The 14,152-nt window shown below is 67.2% G+C and carries 14 protein-coding genes; 8 read left to right on the forward strand and 6 right to left on the reverse strand.

The window, feature by feature from the left end; genetic code table 11:
- Nucleotides 1-16: 16 nt before the first annotated feature.
- The 5 genes from ACP7A5_RS04905 (at nt 17) to rplS (ending at nt 4,437) form a co-directional block, all read left to right on the forward strand.
- Nucleotides 17-694: an SDR family oxidoreductase gene (locus ACP7A5_RS04905; protein ID WP_426040857.1), complete on the forward strand. Its 678-nt coding sequence runs from the start codon at nt 17-19 to the stop codon at nt 692-694.
- A gap of 114 nt (nt 695-808) precedes the next feature.
- Nucleotides 809-1,144 (forward strand): thioredoxin, encoded by a 336-nt coding sequence (trxA, locus tag ACP7A5_RS04910; protein ID WP_426040858.1) that lies wholly within the window; start codon nt 809-811, stop codon nt 1,142-1,144.
- A gap of 81 nt (nt 1,145-1,225) precedes the next feature.
- Entirely contained in the window at nt 1,226-3,076 is a 1,851-nt protein-coding gene (locus ACP7A5_RS04915) for a DUF885 domain-containing protein (protein ID WP_426040859.1), read from the forward strand.
- Nucleotides 3,077-3,254: 178 nt separating this feature from the next.
- A complete protein-coding gene (gene trmD / locus ACP7A5_RS04920; RefSeq protein ID WP_426040860.1) occupies nt 3,255-4,004 on the forward strand; it encodes a tRNA (guanosine(37)-N1)-methyltransferase TrmD in 750 nt (249 codons plus the stop codon).
- 4 nt (nt 4,005-4,008) lie between these two features.
- Nucleotides 4,009-4,437, forward strand: coding sequence for a 50S ribosomal protein L19 (gene rplS, locus ACP7A5_RS04925; RefSeq protein ID WP_303696550.1), 429 nt, complete (start codon nt 4,009-4,011; stop codon nt 4,435-4,437).
- Nucleotides 4,438-4,714: 277 nt separating this feature from the next.
- Here rplS and ACP7A5_RS04930 read toward each other — a convergent pair whose 3' ends face one another.
- The 5 genes from ACP7A5_RS04930 to ACP7A5_RS04950 all read right to left on the reverse strand — a co-directional run bounded on the left by ACP7A5_RS04930 (nt 4,715) and on the right by ACP7A5_RS04950 (nt 9,711).
- Nucleotides 4,715-5,869, reverse strand: a complete 1,155-nt coding sequence (locus ACP7A5_RS04930; protein ID WP_426040861.1) for an aldose epimerase family protein — start codon at nt 5,867-5,869, stop codon at nt 4,715-4,717.
- Entirely contained in the window at nt 5,869-7,515 is a 1,647-nt protein-coding gene (locus ACP7A5_RS04935) for a pectate lyase (protein WP_426040862.1), read from the reverse strand. The genes ACP7A5_RS04930 and ACP7A5_RS04935 overlap by 1 nt, the downstream gene beginning before the upstream one ends.
- 230 nt (nt 7,516-7,745) lie before the next feature.
- Entirely contained in the window at nt 7,746-8,756 is a 1,011-nt protein-coding gene (locus ACP7A5_RS04940) for a sugar kinase (RefSeq protein ID WP_426040863.1), read from the reverse strand.
- Between the two features lie 20 nt (nt 8,757-8,776).
- Complete coding sequence (gene kduD / locus ACP7A5_RS04945) at nt 8,777-9,535, reverse strand: 2-dehydro-3-deoxy-D-gluconate 5-dehydrogenase KduD (RefSeq protein ID WP_426040864.1); 759 nt, start codon at nt 9,533-9,535, stop codon at nt 8,777-8,779.
- 11 nt (nt 9,536-9,546) lie between these two features.
- Nucleotides 9,547-9,711, reverse strand: coding sequence for a hypothetical protein (locus ACP7A5_RS04950; RefSeq protein WP_426040865.1), 165 nt, complete (start codon nt 9,709-9,711; stop codon nt 9,547-9,549).
- Between the two features lie 119 nt (nt 9,712-9,830).
- Here ACP7A5_RS04950 and ACP7A5_RS04955 point away from each other — a divergent pair, with 119 nt between their 5' ends.
- Entirely contained in the window at nt 9,831-10,490 is a 660-nt protein-coding gene (locus ACP7A5_RS04955) for an RpiB/LacA/LacB family sugar-phosphate isomerase (RefSeq protein ID WP_426040866.1), read from the forward strand.
- A 113-nt stretch (nt 10,491-10,603) separates the two neighbouring features.
- On the opposite strand, the gene ACP7A5_RS04960 is transcribed toward ACP7A5_RS04955, so the two are convergent.
- Nucleotides 10,604-11,662, reverse strand: coding sequence for a LacI family DNA-binding transcriptional regulator (locus ACP7A5_RS04960; RefSeq protein ID WP_426040867.1), 1,059 nt, complete (start codon nt 11,660-11,662; stop codon nt 10,604-10,606).
- Between the two features lie 211 nt (nt 11,663-11,873).
- Here ACP7A5_RS04960 and ACP7A5_RS04965 point away from each other — a divergent pair, with 211 nt between their 5' ends.
- Together ACP7A5_RS04965 and ACP7A5_RS04970 are read left to right on the forward strand one after the other, a co-directional pair.
- Nucleotides 11,874-12,686: a 2-keto-4-pentenoate hydratase gene (locus ACP7A5_RS04965; RefSeq protein WP_426040868.1), complete on the forward strand. Its 813-nt coding sequence runs from the start codon at nt 11,874-11,876 to the stop codon at nt 12,684-12,686.
- Between the two features lie 78 nt (nt 12,687-12,764).
- Nucleotides 12,765-14,075, forward strand: a complete 1,311-nt coding sequence (locus tag ACP7A5_RS04970) for an MFS transporter (RefSeq protein WP_426040869.1) — start codon at nt 12,765-12,767, stop codon at nt 14,073-14,075.
- Nucleotides 14,076-14,152: the final 77 nt, after the last annotated feature.

A 14,152-nucleotide genomic window follows, 5' to 3' on the forward strand; every position in this document is an offset into this window, starting at 1 on the left:
ATCCCTTGAGGTCCGCATGAAGACAGCCATCGTCACAGGAGCTGCGGGCCTGATCGGGCGGGGAATCTGCAAGGCCCTGATCGCCGACGGCTGGGCCGTGGCCGCCTTCGATCTGAAGCCGGGGCCCGAGAACACCCTGTCCGTGATCTGCGACGTCGGCGACGAGGCTTCGGTCCAGGCCGCCTTCGCTGAACTGGGGTGGAATGCCCTGGATCTTCTGGTCAACAATGCGGGCATCGCCGGGCCGGATCGCGGACCGATGTCCGAGCTGTCGCTGGGCGACTGGCGCAAGGTCACCGACAGCCACCTGACCGGCGCCTTCCTCATGAGCCGCGCGGCCATTCCCCTGCTGGGCGACGACGGCGCCATCATCCACATGGTCTCGACGCGCGCCTTCATGTCCGAGCCGAACATCGAGGCTTACGCCGCCTCCAAGGGCGCCATGGTCGCCCTGACCCATGCCATGGCGATCAGCCTGGGGCCGAAGGTGCGGGTCAACGCCATCGCGCCGGGCTGGATCTCCGACGGGCAGGACCTCCGGCCGATCGACCACGAACAACACCCGGTCGGCCGCGTCGGCCGCCCCGACGACATCGCGGGCGCCGTCCTTTATCTGGCGGGGGCCGGCTTCGTTACCGGCCAGGTCCTGACCGTAGACGGTGGCATGACCCGCAAGATGATTTACGCCGAGTAGATCAGACCGCGTGGGCCTCCGTTGATTTCCCCCAGAATCGCCCCACATCTCGACCAACATCACGGGCTCAAGTAGGCCGAACGGCCGGTAGCCCCCAGGGAAGAGAGATTTGATATGGCCACGGTCAAGGTCACCGACGAGAGCTTCGACGCCGACGTCCTGAAATCGTCCACCCCCGTGCTGGTGGACTTCTGGGCGGAGTGGTGCGGCCCCTGCAAGCAGATCGGCCCGGCCCTGGAACAGATCTCCGACGAACTGGGCGGCCAGGTCACCATCGCCAAGATCAATATCGACGACAGCCCGCTGACCCCGTCCAAACTGGGCGTGAAGGGCATCCCCACCCTGATGCTGTTCAAGGACGGCCAGATGACCTCGCTCAAGGTTGGCGCCATGCCCAAGGGCAAGATTCTCGAATGGCTCGCCGAGACGGGCATCGCGGCGAAGGCCTGATCCAGGCGCGCCCCTGGTCGCGCTTGCATACCGGCGACGCATCGGGGACGGTCTCTGGACCTACTGTTCAGGGAGTTCCCGATGCGTCGTCTTCTCGTTTCTTGCGCCAGTTTCAGCCTGATTGTCGCGGCGGGGTTGGGAACGGCGGCCCTCGCTCCGGCGCCGGCCGGCGTGACGACCCAGGCGGCTGCGACGGCTGAGGCCGACGCTTCGCTGGCCGCCTTCTTCGAGGCCGCCTACGGCGAACGAATCGCTCTCAGCCCCCAGCAGATGACCTCGCTGGGCATGAAAACAGCCTACGACCGGCTGGACGAATACACCCCCGCCGCCGAGGTCCGCTCCGTCGCCCTGGCCGAGGCCCAGCTGGCGCGGATGAAGGCCGAACACGACTTCGACGCCCTGAGCCCGCAGAGCCAGCTGTCGTGGCGGATGTTCGAGAACGGAGTGGAGCGCCAGGTCTCGGGCGCGCAGTTCAGCGACCACGACTACATCTTCGCCGCCAACGGCAATCCGGCGACCGGCATCCCGGTCTTCATGATCAACAACCACCGGATCGCCACCGCCGAGGACGCCCGCGCCTACGTCGCCCGGCTGGTGGAGGTCGAGCGGGTCATGGGCGAGATCTCCGCCGACGTGACGCGCCGTGCCCAGGCCGGCTTCGTCTCGCCCGCCTTCGTCTTCCCGATCACCATCGCCGACACCCGCAACGTGATCTCCGGCGCGCCGTTCGACGACGCGGCCGACAACCCGGTCTGGGCCGATTTCCAGAAGAAGGTGGATGCGCTCGACGCCTCGCCCGAGGAAAAGGCGACCCTGCTGGCCGCGGCTCGCGAGGCTCTGACCGGTCCGTTCCGTCGCGGCTATGAGCAGATCCTGACGACCCTGGCGGAAGTTCAGCCTCTGGCGACCTCCAACGAAGGCGTCTGGCGCCTGCCCGACGGCGACGCCTACTACGCGGAGCGGGTCCGGAACTCGACTACCACCGACCTGACGCCCGACCAGATCCACGACATCGGCCTGTCCGAGGTCGCGCGCATCCAGACCGAGATGGAGGCGATCAAGACGGCGGTCGGCTTCGACGGCACGCTTCAGCAGTTCTTCGCCTACATCAAGACGGATCCGCGCTTCCAGTATCCGAACACGGAGGCGGGCCGCGAAGCCTATCTAGTCGACGCGCGAGCGGCGGTGGCGGATGCGATGGAGGCGGCGCCGCGCTTCTTCCACACCCTGCCCCGGGCTCCGCTGGAGGTCCGCGCGGTCGAGGCCTGGCGTCAGGAGACGGCCTCGGTCGCCTTCTACAACCGCCCGGCGCCGGACGGGTCGCGCCCGGGCATATACTACGTCAACCTGGCTGACATGACCCAGGTGCTGAAGCCCCAGGTCGAGGGCATCAGCTACCACGAGGGCGCGCCGGGCCACCATTTCCAGATCGCGTTCGCCCAGGAGATCGAGGGCCTGCCGCGCTTCCGTCGCTTCGGCGGTTACGGCGCCTATTCGGAAGGCTGGGGCCTCTACACCGAGCGGCTCGGCAAGGAGATGGGCTTTTACCAGGACCCCTATTCGGACTTCGGCCGGCTCTCGCTCGAGATCTGGCGCGCCGCGCGTCTGGTGACGGACACCGGCCTGCATTCCAAGCGCTGGACCCGCGAGCAGGCGATCGAATATTTCCAGCAGAACACGCTCGTGTCGGAGCGCGACATCGTCAAGGAGGTCGAGCGCTACATCACCAATCCGGGCCAGGCGACCAGCTACAAGATTGGTCAACTGAAGATCCTGGAGCTGCGGGCGAGGGCTGAGACCGCGCTGGGCGACCGCTTCGACGTGCGCGACTTCCACGCCGTGGTCCTGGGCGGCGGCGGCGTTCCGCTGGACATCCTGGAGGAGCGGGTGGACGCCTGGATCGCGGCCGGAGGCGGGCGACCGACGCAGTGATCGTCTCCTCCCCGTCCCGGAGGGATGGGGAGGTGTCGGCGAGCGCTTGGCGAGCTGACGGAGGGGGTCTTCGTGTGGCAAGAACCCCTCCGTCTCTCCGGCTTCGCCTCCGAGCCACCTCCCCGCCGCTGCGCGACAGGGAGGAGACGAACGGGCCAGAGCGCGCTAGATCGCGCGAATGCCCTTTACCGCAACCGTCCTGACCATGTTCCCCGAGGCCTTTCCGGGCGCACTCGGCGTGTCGTTGATCGGCACGGCCTGGCGCGAGAAGGGGCTGTGGGCGCTGGAAACGGTGGACATTCGCGACTTTTCCGAAGATAAGCGCGGCTTCCTGGACGACACCCCCGCGGGTGGCGGCCCCGGACAGGTACTCAAAGCGGACGTGGTGGCCCGGGCTCTAGACAGCCTGACAGGGTCGCCCCGGCCGCTTTTGTACATGAGCGCACGCGGTCGACCCCTGACGCAGGCGCGAGTGAAAGACTGGGCCAAGGCGGACGGCATTGTCGTTCTCTGCGGCCGGTTCGAGGGGGTGGACCAGCGGGTGCTCGACGCACGCGGGTTCGAGGAGGTCTCCGTCGGAGACGCGGTCCTGGCCGGTGGCGAGGCGGCGGCGATGGTGGTGATCGAGGCGTGCGTACGACTGATCCCCGGCGTTCTGGGCCAGGCCGAAAGCCTGAGTTCCGAAAGCTTCGAGGACGGTCTTCTGGAGCATCCGCAGTACACGCGACCGCGGACGTTCGAGGGGATCGACATCCCGGAGATCCTGTTGTCCGGCGACCATCGTAAGATGGCGGCCTGGCGTCAGGCGCAAAGGGAAAAGACCACGCAGGACCGCAGACCGGATCTCTGGGACGCGCATCTTGCGAATAGACCTGCGGAACCCTCCGCCAAATCAAAGCTAAAGGGCGCCAAAGCCCGAGGAGAATAGAACCATGGCCAACATCCTTCAGACGCTCGAAGCGGAAGAAAAAGCCCGTTTGATCGCCGTGCGCGCGATCCCGGTCTTCCAGCCCGGCGACACGCTTCGCGTCAACGTCAAGATCAAGGAAGGCGAGCGCGAGCGCGTCCAGGCCTTCGAAGGCGTCTGCATCGCCCGCGCCGGCGGCGGCGTGAACGAGAACTTCACCGTCCGCAAAATCTCCTTCGGCGAGGGCGTCGAGCGCGTCTTCCCGATCCTGTCGCCGAACATCGAGTCGATCGAAGTGAAGCGTCGTGGCGTCGTCCGGCGCGCCAAGCTGTATTACCTGCGCGACCGTCGCGGCAAGTCGGCCCGTATCGCCGAACGCCAGACCGTCCGCCCCGCCAAGGGCGCCGTGGTCCCGGTCACTGGCACCGCCGACAAGCCGGCCGACGAGGCGTAGGACATTCTTTTTGCGCTACCGCCCTTCGGGCTAATTGAGCGCGAATGACCTGAGTAAGGGCCTCGGCGGAAACGCCGGGGCCTTTTTCTCTGTCCTTCTCCCCTTGCGGGAGAAGGTGGCAGCCGAAGGCTGACGGATGAGGGGTCACGCTGACGTCAGAGGTTGGCGCTGGCTCGGCTCGCTCACGCCGACCGCCGGTGAAACCCCTCACCCGACCGCGCCAGAACGACGGCTGGGCCGTCGTGCGCGATCTCCCTCTCCCGCAAGGGGAGGGGGGCTAACTCACGCTGAACCGGTACTCGGTCCGCGACCGGAAGGTCTCGCCCGGCCTCAGCACGGTCGACGGGAAGCGCGGCCGGTTGGGGCTGTTCTGATAGTGTTGGGTCTCCAGCGCCACGCCGCAATGCGGGCGCCAGGCGGCCCCGCCGCGCCCGACCAGTTCGACCGTGTTGGCCGTATAGACATGCAGCGCCGGCTCGGTGGTCCAGACCTCCAGCGCCCGCCCGCTGAAGGCGTCCGACAGTCGCCCGGTCCGGCGCAGACCCTGACCGCGCACCGCGAAACTGTGGTCGTAGCCGCCGCCGATGCGCAGCTGATCGTTCACCTCGAACAGGTCCCGTCCGATCGGTTTGGGCGTACGGAAGTCGAACGGCGTGCCCGCCACGGGCGCCAGCTCGCCGGTGACGATCTTGTCGGGCGCATAGGCGGCGAAGGCGTCGGCCTCGATCTGCAGCTCGTGATCGAGGATCAGCCGTTCCGGATCGCCCGACAGGTTGAAATAGGAATGGTGGGTCGGGTTCAGCACCGTCGCCCGGTCGGTCAGGGCCAGGTAGTCGATCGTCAACCGGTCGTCGTGCGTCAGCCTGTAGGTGACCGAGATCGTCAGCCGCCCGGGGAAGCCCTGATCGCCGTCGGCGCTGACCAGGGTCAGCACCACGCCCGGCCCGTCGTCGGTCAGGTCGGGCCGTCCCATCCAGTTGCGCTTGGCAAACCCCACCGGGCCGCCGTGGCTCGAGTGCGGTCCTGTTCCGACATCGAGCTGGACCTCGCGGCCGTCCAGTTCGTACCGCCCGTTGGCGATCCGCCCGGCGTAGCGACCGACGGTGGCGCCGAAGTTGCGCGACCGCTCGACATAGTCGGCCAGGCTATCGAGGCCGAGGACGACCTCCGCCATCCGCCCGTTGCGATCCGGTATCGTCAGCGATTGCAGGATGCCGCCCCAGGTCATGACTCTCGCCTGGGACCCCCGGTCGTTGGTGAGGGTGAACAGGGTCACTTCCTGGCCGTCCGCCAGCGTCCCCCAGTCCTTCTGGTCCACCGGCGGCCGATTCATGAAGGGGATCGGCGACATCGCTATTCTGGGCAGGGATCCGCATCCGGCCAGCGGGGTCGTCGCCAGACCGGTCAGCAGGGCGCGGCGGTCCAGCCGCATCAGGCGGCCGGCGGGTTGAGCGCCTCGATGAGGTCGCCGAGGTTGCGGATGAAGGCCTCGGTCGAGATGCATTCCACCGGGAAGTCGGTGTTGTAGGGCGAGGTGTCCCACAGGTCGCCGACGCGGGTGGTCTGGTACTCGCCCCCGGTGACCGCCTCGGGCGACGGGCCGATGTAGGGGTTCGACGTCGTGGTCATCGGCGTCGGCCAGTAGCCGCGCGTGTTGAGGCTCGCCGCCAGCTCGCCCGCCCGCCCTGCCGCCACGGCGCGCAGACGCCGGCCGTCGGTGGACATGTCCCAGATGCTGACGTCTCGCAGGGTGAAATACTTGGGGAGCTTGAGCTTGCCCGGACGCGCCTTCAGCGGCGAGGCGGCGATCAGGGCCGCCGGATCCAGCGCCGCCGCCGCGTCCAGGTCGGCGCGCAGGGCGGCGGTGTCGAGGTTCCGGAACGAGCCGTAGTGGATGACCAGATTGGTCGGGTTCTCGTCGGCGTAATAGCGGCCGTTGCGAATGTTCGACCCCCGGCGGTGGATATAGACCGGGGTGTTCGAGCCCTCGAGGATGAAGGTCGGATGCGTCCGGCCCGGTGCGATCAGGGTCTGGGGCGTCTTGACCTGGTCCAGCCAGTCCAGCGCCTCGGGCAGACGGGCCAGGTATTTCCGGTCGCCCGTCAGCCTGTAGAAGCCGATCATCGACCGGATGTTCGTCGCCGTCGTGTGGGTCGCGAAGGCGCGTGGCTCGATCGTGCGGGCGGGCGCCGGCTTCAGGGTGTCGGGATAGTGTTGCAGCCCCCAGGCCGGCTGCGGCAGAGGCTGCTGGGTGGCGACGAAGATATCCATGCCGCGCTGAATGGCGTCGACCAGCCGCCGGTCGTTCGAGCCGAGGGCCTGGTGGCAGTAGAGCAGGAACTCGATGTTCTCTCCCGCCACGTCGTCGTTGAAGGTGATGTAGGGGGTGTAGTCCGGATTGCCGTGAAGGCCTCCGGCGCCCTCGACGAACGGGAAGCGCTGCGGCCAGCCGCCGTTCGGATACTGGGCGTCGAGGACGAACTGGATCGCCTTGTCGAGCGGCGCCCGATATTTGCGCTCGCGTTTCTCCAGATAGACCCGCAGCAGCAGCTGCGACGCCTCGGCCGTGCCCGCATCGTCGAAGGTGGCGTTGCCGTAGTAGTGCTGGAATTCCTCCAGCCGCCAGGCGTTGCCTCCGATCCGGGCGTACCAGTCCTTCAGGCTGTCCTCGCCCGCCGTATCGATGACGTAGTTCCAGCCGCCGCGCGGGTGCTGGCCGGCAATGAGCGCGTCTGCGGCGGCCCTGGCGGCGTCGTAGAACTGCTCGTCGCCCGTGGCGTGATAGGCGTCAAGATAGGCGTGACCCACGGTCGCCGTGCCTGGCGGCTGGACCCAGATCATCGTCGGGTTGGCTTCCAGTTCGCCCCAGCGACGCGAGAAGTCGGGCAGGACGTTCCAGACATAGCCGCCGCCGACGGCGACCTCGTCGGTCATGAAGGCGGTGGCCCGTTTCATCGTGGCCAGTATGGACGCGCGGTCGGGGGACGCTTGCGCGAACGCGGCGACGGGCGTGGCGGCCAGGGCGGTCAGCGCGGCGCCTCTAGCGAGCAGGGCGCGGCGCGACGGGGTCGGCGACATGGGGAACTCCGGGTCGTTTCCTGGGGACAGACGATCACGAGTCTGACGCTCGCTTGAAATCACGATACATTAATGACACCGGTTTCCTAGAGGCCATTCCTCCCCATCGGGGGAGGTGGCGCGGCGCTTCTTCTGCGCCGTGACGGAGGGGGCCAGCCCCGAAGTCGGCGGCTGCGGTTGGCCCCCTCCACCGCAAGAGTGGTCCCCCTCCCCCGATGGGGGATGAATACTCAGCGCCGGATGTCGAAGCCCTCGGCAGCCATGGCGGCCCGCACCTGGGCCTCGTCGAACAGGTTGAAATCGCCGGGCACCGAATGCTTCAGACCTGCCGCCGCCAGCCCGAAAGCCACGGCCTCGTCGTTCGACCAGCCCCTGTAGATGCCGAACAGAACGCCGGACGCGAAGGCGTCGCCGCCGCCGACCCGGTCCACGACGCCGGTCAGGGCGATGGGGGCTGCGTGATGCTCGCCGTCGCGGGTGATCATGACCGCCGACAGGGTCTGGTCCTGGACGCTGTCGTTGACCCGCAGGGTGCAGCAGATCCGCTCCAGCGAGGGCCAGGTCTCGAACGCGGCCCTGGCGGCGGCGCGACGGCGCTCGGCCGGATCAGCGTCATCGAACGACCGGCCCAGTACGAGGGCGAAGTCGCGGTCGTCGGCGAAGGCGAGGCTGGACCCCGCCAGCATCTGGCCCAGGATGCGCGGCGGATCACCGGCCCATTCGGCCCACAGCTTGCCGCGGAAATTGCCGTCGAAACTGACCTTGACGCCCGCCCTGGTCGCAGCGGCGATGGCGGCCAGCGCAGCAGCCGAACCGGTCGGCCCGGTCGCGGGCGTAACGCCCGACAGGTGCAGCCACTCCACCCTGTCGAGCAGCCTGGCCCAGTCCAGCGCCCCGTCGACATGCTGGACGAAGGCCGAGGCGGCGCGGTCGTAGAGGACGTCCGACGGACGGCGCACGGCGCCCGGCGTCAGGAAATAGAGCCCCATCCGGCCGGGCTTGAAGACGATGCCGCGTGTGTCGACGCCATGCTTGCGCACCTCGTCGCGAGCGGCATGACCCAGCGGATTGTCGGGCAGGACGGTCGCCAGGGCGGCTGGTGCGCCGTAGCGGGCCAGGGACACGGCGACATTGGCCTCGGCCCCGCCGGGGCGGACGGTCAGGCCGGGCGACTGCATCAACAGTTCGCCGTCGTTGGGCGTGAGACGCAGCAGCATCTCGCCGAAGCAAAGGATCGTCATGGCGCTACGCTAGTCGCTGATCAGCGTGCGAGCCAGCCGCCGTCGACCGGAAGCGTGATGCCCTGGACGTAGTCCGACGCCGCCGACGACAGGAAGACCGCCGCCCCGCCGATGTCCGACGGCTGGCCCCAGCGGCCGGCCGGGATGCGCCCCAGTATCTCTTTCGAACGCACCGGGTCGTCCTGCAGCGCCCGGGTGTTGTCGGTGGCGAAGTATCCGGGCGCGATGGCGTTGGCGTTGATCCCGTGTTTCGCCCACTCATTGGCCATCAGCTTGGTCAACCCGGCGACGCCCGATTTGGACGCCGTATAGGAGGGCACGCGGATGCCGCCCTGATAGGACAGCATCGAGGCGGTGTTGATGATCTTGCCCTTGCGGCCGCCGGCGATCATGTCGCGCACCACGGCCTGCGACAGGAAGAAGACCGACTTCAGATTGACGTTCAGGACCGCATCCCAGTCTTCTTCGGTGAAGTCGACGGCGTCGGCGCGGCGGATGATGCCGGCGTTGTTGACCAGGATGTCGATGGTGCCGAGCCCCTTGGTCGCCTCGGCCACGATGCGCTCGATCGGCTCCATGGAGCCGAGGTCGGCCTGGATCGAGATGGCCTTCACCCCCTTGGCCAGGCACTGGCCGACGGTATCGTCAGAGGCGCGGCGCGCGACCGAGGCGATGGACGCCCCTGCGTCAGCGAGAGCCAGGGCGATGCCCTGACCGATGCCGGTATTGCCGCCGGTAACGACGGCGACCTTGCCCTGCAGGCTGAATGGATTGCCCATGGGTCCCTACTTCAGTTGGCTGACGTCGAGGACGTCATGTCGGTATGGTCGATGGTCTTGCCGCGCATCGCCCGGACGAAGGCGTAGTCCGTGATCAGATCGCGGTCGCGCAGATCGTCATGGCCCGCGCCGACCATCGAATCCGGACGGGTGGCGTGGTAAATCCTGCAATCCATGAGGCGATCCTCCAACCGGCGTTTGCGAAGCGTGGTAACCGGTGTCAAAACCAGATGCAAATGATCCCGCGAAGGGGTAGAGCCCTCGCCAGCCCCAAAGACTTGCCGAGAGGAAACCCATGAAAATCGCCCTGATCACCGAGAACAGCCAGGCGGCGAAGAACGCCATCATCCACGATGCGCTGACGGCGGTGGCAGAGCCCCTGGGGCATCAGGTCTTCAACTACGGCATGTACACGGCCGAGGATAAGGCGTCGCTGACCTACGTCATGAACGGCCTGCTGACCGGCATCCTGCTGAACTCGGGCGCCGCCGACTTCGTCGTCACCGGCTGCGGCACGGGCATGGGCTCGATGCTGGCCTGCAACGCCATGCCGGGCGTCTTCTGCGGCCTGGTGATCGACCCGACCGACGCCTTCCTGTTCGGCCAGATCAACGACGGCAATGCCATCTCGATGCCCTACGCCAAGGGCTTCGGCTGGGCGGCCGAGCTGAACTTGCAGGACGTCTATCGCAAGCTCTTCGAGGGCGAACGCGGCTTGGGCTATCCTAGGGAACGCGCCGAGATCATGGCCAAAAACCGCGGCATCCTGAAGTCGCTGAAGGCCGTGACCTGCCACGACATGCTGACCGTGCTGAAGACCGTCGACCAGGACCTGCTCAAGGCCGCCGTCGCCGGCGAGAAGTTCCATGACTACTTCTTCGCCAACGCCACGGACGAGGGCATCCGCGACTACATCAAGGGCCTCGTCGGCGCGAACGTTCTCGAGACGGCGTGAGGTAGCGAAACCCTCTCCCGGTGGGAGAGGGCTTGAGCGTCCAGGAGCGCAGCGACTGGAAACGCATCCGTCCGCTTCGCGGCCCCCTTCTCCCAACGGGAGAAGGAAGGCGTTCACAACGCCCGTGCCGAATCCCTGACAACCAGTGACGGCCTCACCTCCGGCTGGTTCAGCTTCGCCGGATCCAGGCCGCGCATCGGCGCCAGCAGCTTCTCCGCCGCCATCCGGCCCATGTCGCGGATCGGCAGGCGCACCGAGGTCAGGTTCGGCCACACCCGCGACGCCATCGGCAGGTCGTCATAGCCGACCACCGACAGGTCGCGCGGAATCTCCAGACCCATGTCGCGGGCGACCTTGAACACGCCCAGCGCCATCTCGTCGTTGCCGGTGAAGATGGCGGTCGGCGGCGGGTCGAGGGCGAGCAGGGTCCTGGCCGCCTCCACCCCCGATTCGAACGTATAGGCGCCCACGGCGACATAGCGGTCGTCCAGCGTCAGTCCCTTTTCGGCCAGCCCCTCGCGGAAGCCCCCGCCGCGCACCGCACTCGAGCGGAACAGTTCGGGGCCCGAGATGAAGCCGATGCGCCTGTGGCCCAGGTCGGCCAGGTGCCGGCCGGCCTCAGCCGCGCCTATATGATCGTTCGTGACCAGCATGGAGCCCGGCTCGTCCAGCGACACCGAGGCGATGCGGACATAGGGACAGTCGAGGTCGCGCAGAACCTGGATGACCCGTTCGTCCTCGGACATCGATGGCGGCAGGATGACGCCGAACAGCTTCTGGCGCTCCACGAAGGTGCGGATGTCGTTCACCACGGTGTCGGCGGTCCGCACGCACGGGTGGACCACAAGCTCCAGGCCCGAACCGCGCAGCGCGTCCAGCACGCCCTGCTGCATGTTCACGACATAGTTCGGGCTGGGGTTGTCGTAGATCAGGCCCACTAGGAAGGATCGGCGGAAGGCGAGACCGCGCGCCTGCAGGTCCGGGATGAAGCCCAGTTCCTCAATGACCGCATTGACCCGCCCGCGCGTTTCCTCGCGCACGAAGGGCGACTGGTTGATGACCCGCGAAACCGTCTTCTTCGAGACCGAGGCGATACGCGCCACGTCGTTGATCGTGGGCCGTTTTCCGGGCCTCATCACCGCGCGGGCAGATGTCTTGTCGTCGTCGGTCAAGCTCGACCTCATGCTGTGGGCCATGCAGCCTTACAACCGGTCCGGCTGTGACGCCATGCCCACGCTTGCTGCCGGCGGTGATCCCAGCAAGGGCGTTGACACCGGTTTCCTTCCCCTTCAATCATCCCCCAACCGACGAGAAGATCGGCTTCTGGCAAATGATATCGGGACGGCGCGTGACGGGCATTCATCACCATTCGGCGGTCGCGGCATGAGCGCGGCGAACGCCCCGGGCCTGAACGACAGCGTGTCGGACATCGCCGGGCGCTTCGTCGGCGCGCGCCTGTCGCACACCGCGCTGTCGGACTATCCGGGCCCGCGCCCGCTCGACATGGCCACGGCCTACGCGACCCAGGACGCGGCCATCGGCCTGTTCCCGGACGAGATTGTCGGCTGGAAGGTCGGCATGGTGCCCCCGGGCCAGCAGCCGACCCTGCAGACGCATCGCCTTGCCGGCCCGGTCTTCCGCCGCAATTTCTGGTCGACCTCGTCCGAACCGACCCCGCTGCCGGCCATCCCCGGCGGGTTCGCCGCGATCGAGGCCGAGTTCGTCGCCCGCATCGGCAAGGTCGATCCGTCCAGGCTCGACTGGACCCTGGAAGAGGCGACCGCCGCCGTGTCCGCCATGCATATCGGCGTCGAACTGGCGGGCAGCCCGCTTTCGACGATCAACGAGCTGGGCTCGGCCGTGGTCGCCTCCGACTTTGGCAACAACGGCGGCTTGGTGCTGGGCGTCGAGATCGAGGACTGGGCCGCGCGCCTGGACGGCATCGAGGTTCAAACCCTCGTCGATGGCGAGGTCATCGGCACGGCCACGGCGGCCGCGATCCCCATGGGCGTGCTGGAATCGGTCCGCTTCCTGATCGAACACCTGGCGCGTCGCGGACGGCCGGTGACGGAGGGAACCCTGATCTCGACCGGCGCCGTCACCGGCGTCCACCGCGTCGAGATCGGCGCCCAATCCGTCTGCGCCTTCTCGGGCGTCGGCGAAATCCATTGCACGGTCGTTTCGGCCGAGACGTAGTTCAACCATCCCGGAACCCGTCGCGCCGCTCGCGGTGACAAGGCGGGTCAGGACGCGGAAACAGTAAGGACGGGGTCCATGACAGACGCTGCTTCGACCAGGGTCGAACCAATCCAGATCCAGCCGCCGTCGGGCAAATACCGCTGGGTCGTGGTCTGGCTGCTGTTCGCGGCCATGGTCATCAACTACGTCGACCGTCAGGCGCTGGGCGTCCTGAAGCCGACGCTGATGGCCGAGTTCGGCTGGACCGAAACCAACTTCGCCGACATCATCTTCTGGTTCCAGGCCGCCTACGCGGTCTCCTACCTGCTGTGGGGACGGCTGGTCGACAAGATCGGGGCCCGATGGGGCTTCGGCATCGCCTTCATCATCTGGCAGATCGCCTTCATCGCCCACGCCGGCATTCGCAGCCTGAACACCGCCATTATCGCTCGCGTTGCCCTGGGCATCGGCGAGGGCGGCGGCTTCCCGGCGGGCATCAAGGCCGTGACGGATTGGTTCCCCAAGAAGGAACGCGCCTTCGCCGTCGGTCTTTTCAACGCCGGCACCAACATCGGCGCCATCATCACGCCGCTGATCATCCCGCTGATCGCTTCGGTGTGGCTGGGCACGGCCGAAGAGCCCAACTGGCGGATGGCCCTGATCATCGTCGGTGCGCTCGGGTTCCTGTGGGTTCCCGTCTGGTTCATGATCTACAAGCGCCCGGGCGAGCACAAAAAGGTCACCCCGGCCGAGCTGAACTGGATTTCGCAGGACGCCCCCGACCCGGCTCACAAGGTCGGCTGGCTCAAGCTGCTGACGGTCAAGGAGACCTGGGCCTATGCCCTGGGCAAGTTTCTGATCGACCCGATCTGGTGGTTCTTCCTGTTCTGGCTGCCGGGTTTCCTGGGCAAACAGTACGACTTGAATCTGCTGACCTTCGGCCCGCCGTTGATCGCCATCTATCTGCTCTCGGACGTCGGTTCGATCGGCGGCGGCTGGCTGTCGGGACAGTTCCTGAAGCGCGGCATGAGCCTGGGGGCCGCACGCAAGCTGACCATGCTGATCTGCGCCCTTGCGGTCACGCCCGTCGCCTTCGCGGGCAATCTCGACAACATGTGGCTGGCGGTGCTGGTCATCGGCATCGCCACGGCGGCGCACCAGGGCTTCTCGGCCAACCTCTACGCCATGCCCGGCGACGTCTTCCCCCGCTCGGCTGTGGGGTCGGTGGTCGGCATCGGCGGTATGATCGGCGGCTTCGGCGGCATGGCCATGGCCAAATACGCCGGCTACGTCCTGGACAAGATCGGCAGCTACACCCCGATCTTCGTCGTCGCCGCCTCGGCGTATCTGATCGCCCTGCTGGTCATCCACATCCTGTCGCCACGCTACGAGCCGGCCAGGGTCTGATCCCCTGGACCCCTCTCCTGAACGGGAGAGGGGTTTCGTTCCATACCCATCAACGGACGCGCTGATTTCCTTAATCG

Source organism: Brevundimonas sp. TWP2-3-4b1 (genome assembly GCF_049897665.1).
GTDB lineage: Bacteria > Pseudomonadota > Alphaproteobacteria > Caulobacterales > Caulobacteraceae > Brevundimonas > Brevundimonas subvibrioides_B.

What these genes read in the sequence shown, in the direction of transcription:
- kduD (WP_426040864.1), bottom strand. Translation starts at nt 9,535, where the DNA reads ATGGGCAATCCATTCAGCCTGCAGGGCAAGGTCGCCGTCGTTACCGGC.
- ACP7A5_RS04955 (WP_426040866.1), top strand. Translation starts at nt 9,831, where the DNA reads ATGAAAATCGCCCTGATCACCGAGAACAGCCAGGCGGCGAAGAACGCC.
- ACP7A5_RS04935 (WP_426040862.1), bottom strand. Translation starts at nt 7,515, where the DNA reads ATGTCGCCGACCCCGTCGCGCCGCGCCCTGCTCGCTAGAGGCGCCGCG.
- ACP7A5_RS04940 (WP_426040863.1), bottom strand. Translation starts at nt 8,756, where the DNA reads ATGACGATCCTTTGCTTCGGCGAGATGCTGCTGCGTCTCACGCCCAAC.
- ACP7A5_RS04905 (WP_426040857.1), top strand. Translation starts at nt 17, where the DNA reads ATGAAGACAGCCATCGTCACAGGAGCTGCGGGCCTGATCGGGCGGGGA.
- ACP7A5_RS04915 (WP_426040859.1), top strand. Translation starts at nt 1,226, where the DNA reads ATGCGTCGTCTTCTCGTTTCTTGCGCCAGTTTCAGCCTGATTGTCGCG.
- ACP7A5_RS04950 (WP_426040865.1), bottom strand. Translation starts at nt 9,711, where the DNA reads ATGGATTGCAGGATTTACCACGCCACCCGTCCGGATTCGATGGTCGGC.
- rplS (WP_303696550.1), top strand. Translation starts at nt 4,009, where the DNA reads ATGGCCAACATCCTTCAGACGCTCGAAGCGGAAGAAAAAGCCCGTTTG.
- ACP7A5_RS04930 (WP_426040861.1), bottom strand. Translation starts at nt 5,869, where the DNA reads ATGCGGCTGGACCGCCGCGCCCTGCTGACCGGTCTGGCGACGACCCCG.
- trxA (WP_426040858.1), top strand. Translation starts at nt 809, where the DNA reads ATGGCCACGGTCAAGGTCACCGACGAGAGCTTCGACGCCGACGTCCTG.
- ACP7A5_RS04970 (WP_426040869.1), top strand. Translation starts at nt 12,765, where the DNA reads ATGACAGACGCTGCTTCGACCAGGGTCGAACCAATCCAGATCCAGCCG.
- trmD (WP_426040860.1), top strand. Translation starts at nt 3,255, where the DNA reads ATGCCCTTTACCGCAACCGTCCTGACCATGTTCCCCGAGGCCTTTCCG.
- ACP7A5_RS04965 (WP_426040868.1), top strand. Translation starts at nt 11,874, where the DNA reads ATGAGCGCGGCGAACGCCCCGGGCCTGAACGACAGCGTGTCGGACATC.